The organism is Streptomyces sp. CB01635 (assembly GCF_002803065.1).
Lineage (GTDB): Bacteria > Actinomycetota > Actinomycetes > Streptomycetales > Streptomycetaceae > Streptomyces.
In genome coordinates this window covers 61,711-74,469 of record NZ_NNBL01000010.1, presented here as the reverse complement: position 1 = coordinate 74,469, position 12,759 = coordinate 61,711, and the positions used below count along the sequence as shown (strand labels likewise).

Below are 12,759 nucleotides of genomic sequence, written 5' to 3'. Positions count from 1 at the left end.
GCAAGCGGCTGCTTGCAATAGTGTGCCACGCCACCCGGAAGGCGGCGCGAACCCAGCCCGACCCAGGCGCGAGCCCAGCCCGACCCGAACGAAAGGCCCTACGCGCGAGGGCCCGCTTCCGGTTCTCCGTCGAGGACCTGAGCGCTGCCCACGGGTCCGTTTCTGACCGGTCGGGTGAGGATCTTGGCGACGCACGCGGGTATGACCGCGCCGGGCTCGTGACTGCGGGCCCGGTACGCGCTCGGGGTCTCGCCGACCAGCTCGGTGAAGCGTGAGCTGAACGACCCCAGCGACGTACAGCCGACCTCGAAGCAGACCTCCGTCACGCTCAGATCGCCCCGCCGCAGCAGCGCCTTGGCCCGCTCGACACGGCGGGTCATCAGATAGCTGTACGGGGTTTCGCCGAAGGCGGCACGGAAGCTGCGGGAGAAGTGGCCGGGCGACATGTGCGCCGCGCGCGCCAGGGCCGGGACGTCGAGGGGCTGCGCGTAGTCCCGGTCCATCATGTCCCGGGCCCGGCGCAGCCGTACGAGGTCATCGAGCGTCACGCTGCCAGCGTACGGCGGGGCCCGGGTCCCCGTACGGCCACTCGCCGTACCACCCGCAAAGCCACGACTCCGCAACCGCGACAGATAATCCGCAACGGATCCAATTCGTTACCCTGGCACTCATGACCTCCATGGCACCCACCCGCACCGAACCGGACCTCTCCTTCCTGCTCGACCGCACCAGCCATGTGCTGCGTACGCAGATGGCGGCGGCCCTCTCCGAGATCGGCCTCACGGCCCGCATGCACTGCGTGCTGGTGCACGCCCTCGAGGAGGAGCGCACGCAGGCGCAGCTCGCGGAGATCGGTGACATGGACAAGACCACGATGGTGGTGACGGTCGACGCCCTGGAGAAGGCGGGCCTCGCCGAGCGGCGCCCGTCCGCGCGGGACCGGCGGGCGAGGATCATCGCGGTCACGGAGAAGGGCGCGCAGGCCGCCGTGGAGAGCCAGGCGATCGTCGACCACGTCCACGAGGAGGCGCTCGGCTCGCTCCCCGAGACGGAGCGCGAGGTTCTGCTGCGGGCGCTGAACGCCCTGGTCGACGGCCACCTGGCCACCCCGTCCGAGGGTCCGCACCCGGCCCCCCGCAGGGCGCGTCAGCACTAGCCCCCACCCCACTCCCCGCCCCACTCCCCACATGCGCCCGTAAAAGATAGTCTGCAACAAAACTATCTGCTACGGTCATTCCTGTTGGCCCGCAGCGGCTCCCGCTGTGGCTCTTTGACAGGAGATGACCGTAAATGGCTGCCGTTTCCGCACCACTCCGCGCCCTTCCGGCGCTCCTCGCCCCCCAGCGCTCCCGGTGGCCGGCCCTCGGTGTCCTGGCCACGGGGATGCTGATGACGGTCCTCGACGGCAGCATCGTGACCGTGGCGATGCCGGCCATCCAGAACGATCTCGGGTTCACCCCGGCCGGACTCAGCTGGGTCGTCAACGCCTACCTGATCGCGTTCGGCAGCCTGCTGCTGCTCGCCGGGCGGCTCGGCGACCTCGTCGGACGCAAGCGGCTCTTCCTCGCGGGCACGGTGGTCTTCACCGCGGCCTCGCTCCTGGCCGGCGTGGCCACGAGCCCCGAGGTCCTGATCGCCGCGAGGTTCCTCCAGGGCGTCGGCAGCGCCCTGGCGTCCGCCGTCAGTCTCGGCATCCTCGTCACGCTGTTCACCGAACCCCGCGAACGAGCCAGGGCCATCGCCGTGTTCAGCTTCACCGGCGCCGCCGGGGCCTCGATAGGGCAGGTCCTGGGAGGCGTACTCACCGACGCGCTCAGCTGGCACTGGATCTTCTTCATCAACCTGCCCATCGGGCTCGCGGCCCTCGCGGTCGCCGTGCCCGCCCTGCCCCGCGACCGCGGCCTCGGGCTCAGGGCCGGCGCCGACACGGCCGGCGCGCTGCTCGTCACCGGCGGCCTGATGCTCGGGATCTACTCCGTCGTCAAGGTCGAGGAGTACGGCTGGACTTCGGCACGCACGCTCGGGACCGGGGCCGTCGCCGCACTGCTGCTCGCCGGGTTCTTCGTCCGGCAGGCCAGGGCCCGTACGCCGCTCATGCCACTGCGGATCCTGCGCTCGCGCAGCGTCGCCGGGGCCAACCTCGTCCAGATGCTGATGGTCGCCGCGCTCTTCTCCTTCCAGATCCTCGTCGCCCTCTACCTCCAGAACGTCCTCGGCTACGGCGCCGCGGAGACCGGCCTCGCCATGCTCCCCGCGGCTGCCGTCATCGGCGCGGTCTCCCTCGGCGTCTCGGCCCGCCTCGGCGCCCGCTTCGGCGAACGGAACGTGCTGCTCACCGGGATCGTGCTCCTCATCGGCGTACTCGGACTCCTCGCCCGCGTACCCGTGCACGCGCACTACGCCACCGACATCCTCCCGGTGATGTTCCTCGCGGCGGGTTTCGGCCTCGCCCTGCCCGCGCTGACCTCGCTCGGCATGTCCGGGGCGAGCGAGGCCGACGCCGGGGTCGCCTCCGGCCTCTTCAACACCACCCAGCAGATCGGCATGGCCGTCGGCGTCGCCGTGCTCTCCACGCTCGCCGCGTCCCGCACCCGCTCGCTCACCGCGCACGGCGCCACCCGCGCCGAGGCCCTCACCAGCGGCTACCACCTGGCCTTCACGGTCGGTACGGGTCTGCTCGTCGCCGCGTTCCTGATCGCTTACATGGTGCTGCGCAGGCCCCGTACGACGACCTGATCAGCCCCGCCCACCACCACACCCCCCCACCGACGGAGGCGTCATGACGGCGAAGAGTGGCCCCGCACCCCGGATCCTCACCGACGAAGAGCTCCAACTGCTCCTCTCCCGCAGCCGGTTCGGAACGCTGGCGAGTGTCCGGCGCACCGGGCACCCGCACCTGTCCACCGTGCTCTACCACTGGAGCCCCGAGGAGCGCGTCGTGCGCGTCTCCACCACGGCCGACCGGCTCAAGGCCCGCCGGCTGCGGAGCGACCCGCACGCCGCGCTGCACGTCAGCGGCCCCGACGTGTGGTCCTTCGCGGTCGCCGAGGGCGAGGCCGAGGTGTCGGAGGTGACAGCCTCGCCCGGCGACGCCGTCGGACGCGAACTACTCGCCATGACACCGGGGTTCGACAACCCGGAGCAGGAGACGGAGTTCCTTGCACAGCTGGTCGAGGAGCGCCGCGTGGTGATCAGGCTCCGCGTCTGCCGCCTCTACGGGACGGCGCTCGACATCCCGGAGTGAGCGGGCGGCTCAGACCGCGTCCGGCCCGAACGGCAGTGGCCGGCTGTGCACGACGTCGAGGCGGGAGGCTGCGCCGGTCAGGACGACGTACAGCCGGTGCAGGCCGCGGCGCTCGGCCTCGGCGACGGCGGCCGGCTCGACGGCGACGACATGGTCGTACTCGAGGCCCTTGGCGACAAAGGCCCCGAGGACGGTCACGCGAGCACGCGGATCATCCGGCCGTCGAGCACTATGCGCCACCCCCTGCGCCAAGCCCCCGCTCCAACTGCCGAAACCCCAGCTCAGCAGCCTCCACCGCATCCGGCCACACCGCGTCGGCGCTCTCCCCCGCGGCGATCCGCCGCCAGTTCTCCATGGCGAGAACCCGCTGCACGGCAAAGATCTGCCCGGCCCCGAGCGCCGCCCCGACCCCCTCGCCGAGCGCGCCCGCCAGGATCTTCTCCGACCGCTCCTGATACCCGTACGCCCGCGCGACCAGCGACGGGGTGCCGTAGAGCAGCCGGTGAAAGGCGAGCACCGCGGGGTGGTCGTTCAGTCCGGTCACCGGGTCGCGCCGCTCGAGCCCGTCGAGAAAGTGCGCCCGCAGCGCGGCGAGCGGGGTCACGCCCTCGCCCCGCCCGGCGACGACGCGCGCGGCCTCGTCCTCGTGATCGGCGAACCGGTGGAGGACCAGGTCCTCCTTGGTGGGGAAGTACCGGAACAGGGTCGGCTTGGAGATCTCGACGGCGGCCGCGACCTCGGCGACGGACACCTTGTCGAACCCCTTCTCCAGAAACAGCCCGATGGCCGCCTCGGAGATCGCCTGATACATCCGCCGCTTCTTCCGCTCGCGGAGGCCCATACCACCGGTCTCGCCACTCATGGGGGGAAGCGTACGGGCCGACCACCGCCGCTCGGCTTCAGGTGGCGGCCCCGGGCCGCCAGGAGGGCTCAGCTCCCAGACTCCAGATCGTTGAGCCGGACCGAGAGGCACGAAACAGGATCCGGTCGTACTCCTGGCACTGCACTTGAGCTCGATACGCCGACGGAACTCCGGGTCGTCGACCGGTTCCCGGTTCACGCCCACCCGTGAGGGCACGGTCATCGGCTGGGCACCATCACCCTGATCGAGACGCGCTTCGTCGGACCGGGATCGTCCAGGAACTCCTCAAGGCGGTGGCAGAGCTCGTTGCAGAGCGTCGCCCCGGTCGGGCATACGAGCCCTCCTCAAGGCCAGGGCATCCACGGGGCGTTCACACTCCGGTGGGGACTCCAGCAGTCTCCGGATGCCCATGGTCCCCACTCGGCAACGCCCGGGCAAGATAGGGGTTCGTCCGACCCGGGGGCATTCCCAGCCATGCCAGGGCCTTGTGCAGCGTGGTCGCGTATGTGCCCACGGCTCGCAGCACGTTGGGGGCGTCGAGTCCCGCGCCGGTGACGAGCCGGTCCAGGTCCACATAGGCCGAGCGGACGATCTCGATGGACCGGTACACATGCCGATCGGCGCGCCACCCGTTGGTGAATCGTTCGGGCAGCTGCCTCGTCCAGCGCGCGAACATGCGCTGGCGGATCTCCGATTTCGTCGGCGTCAGGTGCATGTGCCGGACGAGGTCGTAGAGCGGGTCCCCGACCATCGCCATCTCCCAGTCGATGAGGGTCAGCCCACCGTCCTCCCGCCGTACGAGGTTCCACGGGTTGAGATCACCGTGCAGCAGCGCACGTCCCCGCGGTGACACCACGTGACGCCCCAGACCCCACTCCAGCCAGCGGGCGCCTGGAAGTCCCAGCTTGTTGGCCAACTGCCTGGACTCCTTGGGCAGTCCGTCGACGAGCCGGACCAGTTCATGGCCCAGCCAGGCATAGAAACTCTGGCTCCCCATGGGAGCGTCCAACACGCTGGTGTCGACCTGCGTCAAGGCACACAGTTGGTCCACGAGGTCGTCGGCCTCATGCGGCAGGAGCCCGTCCACGGGATGCTCCGGCGGGCGGAGCCCTCGGGAAGGGCCCTCGTAGGAGTGAATGGAGAACTGGTCCTCGAGATTGCTGACCCCCAGGGCCAGCACACGGGGAGCGCGGACGGCGCCCCGTGACTGCTCGATCGCCCGCAGGACCGCGTGCTCGTCGAGGAATCGGCGTTCCGTGTGGCTCACCGAACCCGCCTTCCGACGGACCATCACGGGGAAGCCGACCGCAGGAACACGCACCACTGTGCTGAGGTGGGCCGTTCCCTTGAAGACCTGGTCGGCGGTCGCTCCGCCTTCGGCCAGCAGTGCCTGGACAACCGCGTGCTCGGGAAACTCCGGGTGCTCCGGCACTCGCTGGTCCCGCGTCCAGGAGATCCCCGAGATCGTCGGCTTCCCCTTGTACCGGCCGTTCTGTGCCTCACGCCAGCGGAAGAGGATCGGCTCGATCTTGGCCACGTCGGGCACTCTCGTGAGCCGCAGTGGCTTTTCCGCCCGCCGCAGCGCCCTGTGCACCGACTGGGCCGCGACGTCGAGGTCCCGCTGGCTGAAGGAATCGCCCAAGGAGGTGACGGCCCTCATGACATCGGGATACACGGACTGCGCGTGCTCGAAGTCGATGTAGTGCCGCAGGTCCGAACCGAGTCCGACCGTCGCCTCGGAGCGGGCGCACTGCATCGCCTCGCGCCATCCACCCGTGACCTCGGCCCACTGTTCCTCGGGATAGTCCATGCGCACCAGGTGCGTGGCCAGGTCGTGCAGCGGATCGCCGTACGAGGCCAGCTCCCAGTCGACGCAGATGAGGGGCGGGTCGCCGTGGTACGACACGATGACGTTGTCCCGGTGCAGGTCTCCGTGGAGCAAGCTGAAGGGCCTCCGCATCAGGGTGGGAACCCGTTCGGCGAACCTGGTCAACGCGTCCTCAGCGATACCGAGCGCCGCGAACAGTCCACCAAAAGCAGTCCAATTGGGCTTCCGGATCTGTTCCTCTGCCGCTCGAGCCAGCGCCCTCAGGAAAGCCCCGCTGTCGCGACCCCTGCGAGGCCAGAAATCCGGGAGCGGAGGCAGGCCACGGCCGGACACACGCGTCATGTCGGCGAGCAGTCCCGCCAGAGCGGAAATCAGATGGGAGTCGACCGGCTTGCCGTTCGGGCAGACGCTGGAGAGCGGCACACCCTCCACGTAACTGTGAATAGCCAGGTCAGCACGCTTGAACAGACACTGTGGAACATTCGGCAGCACACCGCCGATGGCGTCGAGGATGCCCTTCTCGTCCGGCCACGTCCTGATCACCACGGGAAGCGCCTCGGTCTTGCGCACCCGCACCGTCACCCGGGTTCCCGGGGCCTGCCCCAGGCGCCGCGCCATCGGTTTGGCCAGGGGAATTACGTAGTTCCGGTGGTGGTGGCTACTGAGCGATTCGCCCTCCAGCGCCGCCTGCCGCCTGAAGCGATCCCAGATGTCCTCGTCGGAACTTCCTCGCTGACAAGAACTCGGGGCGTGAGATGCGCCCACGGGCCTCTCCTGAATACTCGCGCAACGGGCCGGAAAGTGATGCACACCTTAATGGCCCCGATGGCGACCCACGAGTCGAGCAGGACAGTCCCGGGTCTCAATGCCGTAAACGCCACTCTCCGGTGTCACGCGTTCGAAGAAGGAACAGGTCAGCCGCCCGGCTCGGCGAGGCGGCTCCACACCGAGTCGAACCACGCCTGCCAGGCGTCCACGAAGACGGAGCCTCGCGAGTTCTCGTCGTCGTCCTTCACGTAGTGGGTGAGCGTCGCCCCGAGCCCGAGGACGTCGAGCGCCGCGATCTCCTCACCCGTCTCCAGCACTATGGGCCGCTCAATGACTTCATACGGCCCGTGCAACGCTTCGGTTCCGTTGAGCAGGTAGAGCTTGAAGGCCGGCGTGAGCGCCACATGACGTATCTCGATGTCGGCGGCCGGGACAAGGCCCTCCGCGCGCAGCTGGCGCAGCTCCCGGCGGAGTGAAGCGGTGTGCCGGCGCGTGATGCCGTGGAGCCGGTCGCGCAGCCTCGGGTCGTCCGACCGGTCCAGTGCGCGCGGATAGGGCAGCTCAAGGGACTCGGAGGGCAGCAGCATGCGCAGTCCGATCCGCTGCGGGGCGATCTCCCCGGTCCGGATCCGCTCCGCCTGGAGCCTGATATGGGTGTCGAGCGACTCGGACGTCAGGGTGTAGACATCCAGCGTGACATTCGGCCGCTCGAACGCCTCGCTGATCAGTGGGCCGAGGGAGACCCGGCCCTCGTGCGACGCCTTGGCCGTGTACGACTGGATTCGCTGGGTCTTGATGACGCGGGATCCGCTGCCCTGGCGTGATTCGATCCAGCCCTCGCTCGCGAGTTCCCTCAGCGCCCGCTGCACGGTGTCCCTGGAGACCCCGAACGAATCCGCAAGCTCTCGCTGCGGGGGAAGCAGACCGTTGAGCGGGTAACTCCCGTCGGCCATACGCGCACGCAACGTTTCGGCGACGCGCCAGGCCTCCCTGCCACCGCCGTCACGCCTGCGTTCACCGGCCATGGAGCGACCGTACCTCTTTCAGCCCAACTACACGCCGGAATCAGTCAAGTTGAAGCCCAAACCGAGTCGGCGGTTACTGGATCAGACCGCTCGGGGAAATCCAATTCAAGTCAACCAGTCCAATTGGACAGGTAGTTGATCGCTGAAGGCATACGCCAAGGGGTGGGAACATGGTCATCATCCAGCTGCTGTCGACCCTGGTGGTCCTCGGGTTCGAGCAGCTCGTCCAATGGCGCTACGGGGCCTTCGGGCTCTTCGCGCTGATACTGCTCACCACGGGCATCCGCATGCGCAGCGAGCGGTGGCTCACGGTCGGCGCCGTGCTGCTTGTGCTCCTGACCATGCAGGCGTGAACCAGCGGACGCGACGCGTCAGCCCCGCCCCCGCAACACCCCGAGCACCGGCTCCAGGGAGGACACCACCACCTCCGCTCCCGCCTCCCTCAGGACCTTTGCCTTGCGGTCGGTTCGGGCGTAGCCCAGGAACGCGATGCCCGCCGCTGTGGCCGCTTCGAAGTCCGAGGGGGTGTCGCCGATCATCAGGGACGTTTCGGGGGTCGCGCCCAGGGCGCCGAGGGCGCGTTGTACGCAGTGCGGGTGGGGCTTCAGAAGGTGGAGGTCCTGGGTTCGGCCGTAGATGTGCGGGGCGAAGCAGCTGGTGAGGCCGCGCGTGGCCAGGTAGCGGGACGCCACCGCCGGGGAGTTGTTCGTCGTGACGGCCAGGTGGGCGCCCACCGCGAACCACGTCCTGATCAGCGGGTCGGCGAACTGCGTGGGCCACGCCGAGGCCACCGCCGTGAGCTCCTGCTGAGTGAGGCGCTCCTCCAGCTCGACGACCAGGTCGCTGCCGGGGCGCCGGCGGTCGACGGCGCGCAGGACGGCGTGCGGGTCCGGTTCCGCGCGCTCCTCCTCGGTGAGCAGACCGTGCAGCCCGCGCTCCTCGAGCCACCGCACCTGTTCGACGGCCACCCGCTCCGCCGAGTGCCCCGCGAAGAGCCGGCAGATCGGCCCGTCGAAGTCGAAGAGCACGAAGCGCGCCCTTTTGATCAGTTCCCGCAGTGATTCCGTCGCTTCAGCCACCGGAACAGTCTGCTTCGTTGCATCAGAAGTCACTAGGAGAGTGTCAGGTCCGTGGTGATGGTTTCCCAGAGGGCGTCGAACCACTTCTGCGATTCCTCCACGAACGCCGTATCCCGCTGCCCGGCCCGCTTCTCGAACGAGAACAGCAGCGACTCCGTGCCGAGCGTGTCGTACATGTCGAGCGTGCCGCTCTCGATCTCCTCCTCGCGCCGCGTGACCAGGTAGTACGAGAGGAGCGCCTCATTCCCGTTGAGCAGGTAGAGCTTGACCGGCGGAGTGAAGGGCAGCGCGCGGAACGTGACCCGTACGTCGATGCCGTGCGAAGACCGCAGCGAGCGCAGATTGTGGCGCAGGACCTGGCCCTGCGCGTTGCGCTGGTCGAGCCAGCGCTGGTGCACGACATCACCCTCCCCGCCTCCGGCGTCCTCGACCGATACGGGGAAGGCGAGATTGATGTCCCTGCCCGGCAGCAGGATGCGCACGTCGACCGAGTCGGGGCGTATACGGCCCTCGTGGATGAAGCGCAGCGGCTCGCCGAGCGCCAGCATCAGGGTCTCCGCGGTGAGGCAGACGGCGTCGATCCGCACCTGCGGCGACGCGAACGCCTCGGACAGGCGCGGCGCCAGGCCGACCATCGTGCGCTGGGGTTCGTCGCGGGCCGGGGCCTGCTCGGCGATCCTCGGCGGGCTGCCCTTGCTCACGTTGCTGAGCAGGCCGTCCTCCTGGAGGGAGCGCAGGGCCTGCCGTACGGCGCCGCGCTCCACGCCGAACTCCTCGGCCAGCTCCGCCTGCGTCGGCAGCCGCTCGCCCGCGCGCAGCTCACCCGCCTTGATGCGCTCCCGCAGGACGTCGGCGATCTCCTGTGGTGAGGACCTTCTGCTGCCGTTCACTGCAACGCTCTCCTGGGTCACAACCAAACGCTACAACTAACCATCACTTGGCGGGAGTTGTTGAGAAGTTGTTTATTCACCTTGACCAAGTGGGGACAACTTCATCGTAGTTGGTTACCAACTTGGAGCAAGATGGCCGAAGGAGGAACCACCATGCCCGTCCTCACCTTCTTCTCCGCGGTGTTCGTGATCACTTTCGAGCAGCTGGTCCAGTGGCGCTACGGTCCCGTCGGCATCGCCGGCCTGCTGCTCCTCACGATCGGCGTCAAGACGAAGAGCCCCACCTGCAGCTCCATCGGAGCCGTACTCCTGGCTCTGATGATCGCCGGACCCGCGCTCTGACACAGGCGGGTCCCCACGCCCTCACGGCGTGAGCGTCAGGTCCGAACTGATCGTGTTCCAGAGGCTGTCGAACCACAGATGGGACTGCTCGACGAACGTCGTCTCCCGCAGCCCCTGCCCCTGCCCCTGTTCGAACGGGAAGAGCATCGACCGCGTGCCCTGCACCCCGTACGTCTCCAGGTACTCCTGGTCGATCTGCTCGTCCCGCCTCGTCAGTGTGTAGTACGCGAACAGCGCCTCGCCGCCGTTGAGCAGATAGAGCTTGATCGGTGGCGTGAACGGCAGTGCCCTGAACGTGACGTGGACGTCGATCCCGTGCGTGGAGCGCAGGGCGAGGAGGTTGTGGCGCAGGACCTGCCCCTGCGCGTTGCGCTGCGCCAGCCAGTTCCTTTGGAGCCGGGCGTCCGCCGTGCCCACCCGCGTCGGGAACGCGAGGTCGATGTCGCGGCTCGGCAGCAGGACGCGGACGTCGACCTTGGCCGGATTCGAACGGCCGGCGTGGATCTGACGGAGCGGCTCACCCATCGCGAGCGTCAGCGAGACCGCAGTCAGACAGAGGGCGTCGATCTGGACGTGCCGGGCGCCGAACGCGGCGGTGACCCGCGGGCCGAGCCCCACCATCGTGGGCTGGGGCGGCGCTCCCGGGCCGGTGAAGACGGGGCCCGTGTGCTGCGCGACGGTGGCCGGGGCTCCCTTGGACACATCGGCGAGCAGGTGTTCCGAGCGCAGGACGCGCAGGGCCTGGCGCACGGCGGCGCGCTCCACGCCGAACTCGTCGGCGAGGCGGGCCTGGGTCGGAAGACGTTCACCCGGCCGCAGCCGGCCCGCCCTGATCCGGGCGCGCAGCTCGTCAGCCACCTGGCGATACGTCGCCGGCGGCTCCTGGTGGCCATTGACCGCGGCAGGTTCCGAACCCACAGAAGAACCCTACAACTTCCCGCCATCTTTGGGGAGTTGAAGGAGAGGTGGTTATGAGTCGGCGTTAGGTGGAGATAAGTTCAGTGGAGTTGGTTGCCAACTTGAGCCACATGGTCAGACATCCTCAAGGGTTGGCCCGGTTGGTCATCACTCCCGAACTGAAGGGGGACCAGACATGCCGTTCATCGCCATCGCCGTAGCAGCCCTCGCCATCGGGTTCGAGCAGCTGATCCAGTGGAAGTACGGGCCGATGGGCATCATCGCGTTCGTCGCGCTCTCCATCGGCCTCAAGGCCAAGAACAACCTCATCAGCGGCATCGGGGCCGTGATCCTCGTGATGCTGCTGGCCCAGAGCGGCTGACCGGGCTCCCTTCCGGAGGGGAGCCGGGAGCCCGGTCACGCCACGGCGTCACAGCGCGCCGGAGCACCACAGCACGCCTCAGTAAATGCGCCTCAGAAGACGCGTCTCAGCACATGCGCCTCAGAAGACGTCCGGGCACCACGGGCGCCTGGACGTACGCAGCAGGGCGTCGGCAATGGCGGCGGCGCCCGCCCTCTCCTCCCTGACGCGGCCGAGCGCGGCGAGCCGCACCGCGGACTCGTCGCCCAGCCACAGCGTCCCCAACTCGCTCACGTCCAGCGTGAGTTCGGGTTCCTCCGAGGTCGGTGCGCACACCGCACCCCCGGGCTCCGCGTCCAGCCGGTAGCGGCCCCCGGAGAGGCCGGCCGCGTCGCCGACCTCGAGGACCAGCGATCCCGTCCCCGCGTACGTACGCGCCTCAAGCGCCCTTACGACGTCCAGGATCCGCACCCACAGCCAGTCCGCGTGCGTGACGACGCGGGCCGCGCGCGGGTCGGGCAGCAGGTGCGGCAGCAGGTCGTCCGGGGGCCGGTAGCCCGTGCGGACGGTCGCGATCCAGTCGACCGAGCAGACGTAGTGCCACAGCGCGCGCTCGGCGGCCGGGGTGACGGCGATCAGGTCGCGCACGGTCGCCGTGTTGTGCGGCTGCTTGGTGTCGCCCCAGTTGTCGTCGACGGAGTAGACGATCAGGCCCTCGGCCTCGCCGTTCGGCGCGCGGTAGACCGCGTAGAAGGGCTCCTTCCAGGGCTCTTCGGGGGTTTCGAGGAGTCCGGTGTTGCGGCGCCACCAGAACCCGTCGCGGTCCACGACTCCCGGCCGGCTCGCGCGCAGCCGCTCGTGCAGCTCCGGGCCCGTCTTGCGGACGTCCTCGCCGTCGACGAGATCGATACGGCCCCCGTCGTCCGGCACCGGCCGGCGCGGGTCCAGACCGGCGCGCGGCACGTCCACCGCCCACTCGGCGAGCGACGTGGCGGGCCCGAAGCCGAACCGGCCGTAGATCGGGTACTCGGCGGCGATGAGCGTCGCGACGACGTCGCCGCGGGTCTTCGCGTCGGCCAGGTCGGCCGCCATCATCCGGCTCAGCAGGCCGCGCCGACGGTGGGTCGCGCTGACCGTGACGTTCGAGATCGCGTCGGCGGGGACGGCCGCGCCGCCCGGCACGGTGAGCTCCTGCGGGAACGAGCGGAAGGTGGCGACGCAGCGCCCGCCGTCGAACGCGCCCAGGATCCGGGAGCCGCGCGCCTGTTCCCTGCGCTTGTCGAGGGTTTCCCGTGAGTCGGGGGTACTCCGCAGGAAGCCGGTGTTCAGCGCCCGGGACCAGTCGGCAAACTCGTCATCGGTGATCGGCCGTACGTCGATGTCGTCGCGGGTCATCCCGTCACGCTAAGCGGGGTCCCCGGGGTGAGGCCACCCGTTTACCGCGTGGCCCCGCCCCGGGGGGC

14 protein-coding genes and 1 pseudogene are annotated in these 12,759 nt (G+C 69.3%); 6 read left to right on the top strand and 9 right to left on the bottom strand.

The genetic code is table 11. From position 1 onward, the window contains the following. Positions 1-98 precede the first annotated feature (98 nt). Positions 99-548, bottom strand: a complete 450-nt coding sequence (locus CG723_RS24630; protein WP_100595642.1) for a helix-turn-helix transcriptional regulator — start codon at positions 546-548, stop codon at positions 99-101. A 122-nt stretch (positions 549-670) separates the two neighbouring features. On the opposite strand from CG723_RS24630, the gene CG723_RS24625 reads away from it, so the two are divergent. The 3 genes from CG723_RS24625 to CG723_RS24615 all read left to right on the top strand — a co-directional run bounded on the left by CG723_RS24625 (position 671) and on the right by CG723_RS24615 (position 3,244). Continuing rightward, positions 671-1,156: a MarR family winged helix-turn-helix transcriptional regulator gene (locus tag CG723_RS24625; RefSeq protein ID WP_100595641.1), complete on the top strand. Its 486-nt coding sequence runs from the start codon at positions 671-673 to the stop codon at positions 1,154-1,156. A gap of 134 nt (positions 1,157-1,290) precedes the next feature. Then, entirely contained in the window at positions 1,291-2,736 is a 1,446-nt protein-coding gene (locus CG723_RS24620; RefSeq protein ID WP_100595640.1) for an MFS transporter, read from the top strand. 43 nt (positions 2,737-2,779) lie between these two features. Beyond that, entirely contained in the window at positions 2,780-3,244 is a 465-nt protein-coding gene (locus tag CG723_RS24615; RefSeq protein WP_100595639.1) for a PPOX class F420-dependent oxidoreductase, read from the top strand. Positions 3,245-3,253: 9 nt separating this feature from the next. Here CG723_RS24615 and CG723_RS24610 read toward each other — a convergent pair. From CG723_RS24610 to CG723_RS24595, 4 genes and pseudogenes are all read right to left on the bottom strand, one after another. Then, positions 3,254-3,463: pseudogene (locus tag CG723_RS24610) on the bottom strand (AAA family ATPase); the annotation flags it as partial. 10 nt (positions 3,464-3,473) lie between these two features. Beyond that, positions 3,474-4,106: a TetR/AcrR family transcriptional regulator gene (locus CG723_RS24605; RefSeq protein WP_100595638.1), complete on the bottom strand. Its 633-nt coding sequence runs from the start codon at positions 4,104-4,106 to the stop codon at positions 3,474-3,476. Between the two features lie 370 nt (positions 4,107-4,476). Continuing rightward, on the bottom strand, positions 4,477-6,552 hold the full coding sequence (locus CG723_RS24600; RefSeq protein WP_100595637.1) for an aminoglycoside phosphotransferase family protein: 2,076 nt from the start codon (positions 6,550-6,552) through the stop codon (positions 4,477-4,479). Between the two features lie 296 nt (positions 6,553-6,848). Next, positions 6,849-7,727 (bottom strand): winged helix-turn-helix domain-containing protein, encoded by an 879-nt coding sequence (locus CG723_RS24595; RefSeq protein ID WP_100595636.1) that lies wholly within the window; start codon positions 7,725-7,727, stop codon positions 6,849-6,851. 170 nt (positions 7,728-7,897) lie between these two features. Between CG723_RS24595 and CG723_RS24590 the strand changes: the two genes are divergently transcribed. Beyond that, entirely contained in the window at positions 7,898-8,080 is a 183-nt protein-coding gene (locus CG723_RS24590) for a hypothetical protein (RefSeq protein ID WP_100595635.1), read from the top strand. A gap of 18 nt (positions 8,081-8,098) precedes the next feature. On the opposite strand, the gene CG723_RS24585 is transcribed toward CG723_RS24590, so the two are convergent. Continuing rightward, positions 8,099-8,839 (bottom strand): HAD family hydrolase, encoded by a 741-nt coding sequence (locus CG723_RS24585; protein ID WP_398378388.1) that lies wholly within the window; start codon positions 8,837-8,839, stop codon positions 8,099-8,101. Continuing rightward, on the bottom strand, positions 8,839-9,723 hold the full coding sequence (locus tag CG723_RS24580; RefSeq protein WP_100595634.1) for a GntR family transcriptional regulator: 885 nt from the start codon (positions 9,721-9,723) through the stop codon (positions 8,839-8,841). The genes CG723_RS24585 and CG723_RS24580 overlap by 1 nt, the downstream gene beginning before the upstream one ends. A gap of 126 nt (positions 9,724-9,849) precedes the next feature. Between CG723_RS24580 and CG723_RS24575 the strand changes: the two genes are divergently transcribed. Further along, complete coding sequence (locus CG723_RS24575) at positions 9,850-10,038, top strand: hypothetical protein (RefSeq protein ID WP_100595633.1); 189 nt, start codon at positions 9,850-9,852, stop codon at positions 10,036-10,038. A 21-nt stretch (positions 10,039-10,059) separates the two neighbouring features. On the opposite strand, the gene CG723_RS24570 is transcribed toward CG723_RS24575, so the two are convergent. Continuing rightward, complete coding sequence (locus CG723_RS24570; RefSeq protein ID WP_234374499.1) at positions 10,060-10,956, bottom strand: winged helix-turn-helix domain-containing protein; 897 nt, start codon at positions 10,954-10,956, stop codon at positions 10,060-10,062. 175 nt (positions 10,957-11,131) lie between these two features. Here CG723_RS24570 and CG723_RS24565 point away from each other — a divergent pair, with 175 nt between their 5' ends. Beyond that, positions 11,132-11,317 carry a hypothetical protein gene (locus tag CG723_RS24565; RefSeq protein ID WP_100595631.1) on the top strand — a complete coding sequence of 62 codons (186 nt, stop codon included), beginning with the start codon at positions 11,132-11,134 and terminating at the stop codon, positions 11,315-11,317. 120 nt (positions 11,318-11,437) lie between these two features. Here CG723_RS24565 and CG723_RS24560 read toward each other — a convergent pair whose 3' ends face one another. Further along, positions 11,438-12,691: a GNAT family N-acetyltransferase gene (locus CG723_RS24560; protein WP_100595630.1), complete on the bottom strand. Its 1,254-nt coding sequence runs from the start codon at positions 12,689-12,691 to the stop codon at positions 11,438-11,440. Positions 12,692-12,759 lie beyond the last annotated feature (68 nt).

Bases quoted from the DNA above. Each gene is read 5' to 3' on its own strand.
- CG723_RS24625 (WP_100595641.1), top strand. From the start codon at position 671: ATGACCTCCATGGCACCCACCCGCACCGAACCGGACCTCTCCTTCCTG.
- CG723_RS24595 (WP_100595636.1), bottom strand. From the start codon at position 7,727: ATGGCCGGTGAACGCAGGCGTGACGGCGGTGGCAGGGAGGCCTGGCGC.
- CG723_RS24565 (WP_100595631.1), top strand. From the start codon at position 11,132: ATGCCGTTCATCGCCATCGCCGTAGCAGCCCTCGCCATCGGGTTCGAG.
- CG723_RS24615 (WP_100595639.1), top strand. From the start codon at position 2,780: ATGACGGCGAAGAGTGGCCCCGCACCCCGGATCCTCACCGACGAAGAG.
- CG723_RS24575 (WP_100595633.1), top strand. From the start codon at position 9,850: ATGCCCGTCCTCACCTTCTTCTCCGCGGTGTTCGTGATCACTTTCGAG.
- CG723_RS24605 (WP_100595638.1), bottom strand. From the start codon at position 4,106: ATGAGTGGCGAGACCGGTGGTATGGGCCTCCGCGAGCGGAAGAAGCGG.
- CG723_RS24560 (WP_100595630.1), bottom strand. From the start codon at position 12,691: ATGACCCGCGACGACATCGACGTACGGCCGATCACCGATGACGAGTTT.
- CG723_RS24590 (WP_100595635.1), top strand. From the start codon at position 7,898: ATGGTCATCATCCAGCTGCTGTCGACCCTGGTGGTCCTCGGGTTCGAG.
- CG723_RS24620 (WP_100595640.1), top strand. From the start codon at position 1,291: ATGGCTGCCGTTTCCGCACCACTCCGCGCCCTTCCGGCGCTCCTCGCC.
- CG723_RS24600 (WP_100595637.1), bottom strand. From the start codon at position 6,552: ATGGCGCGGCGCCTGGGGCAGGCCCCGGGAACCCGGGTGACGGTGCGG.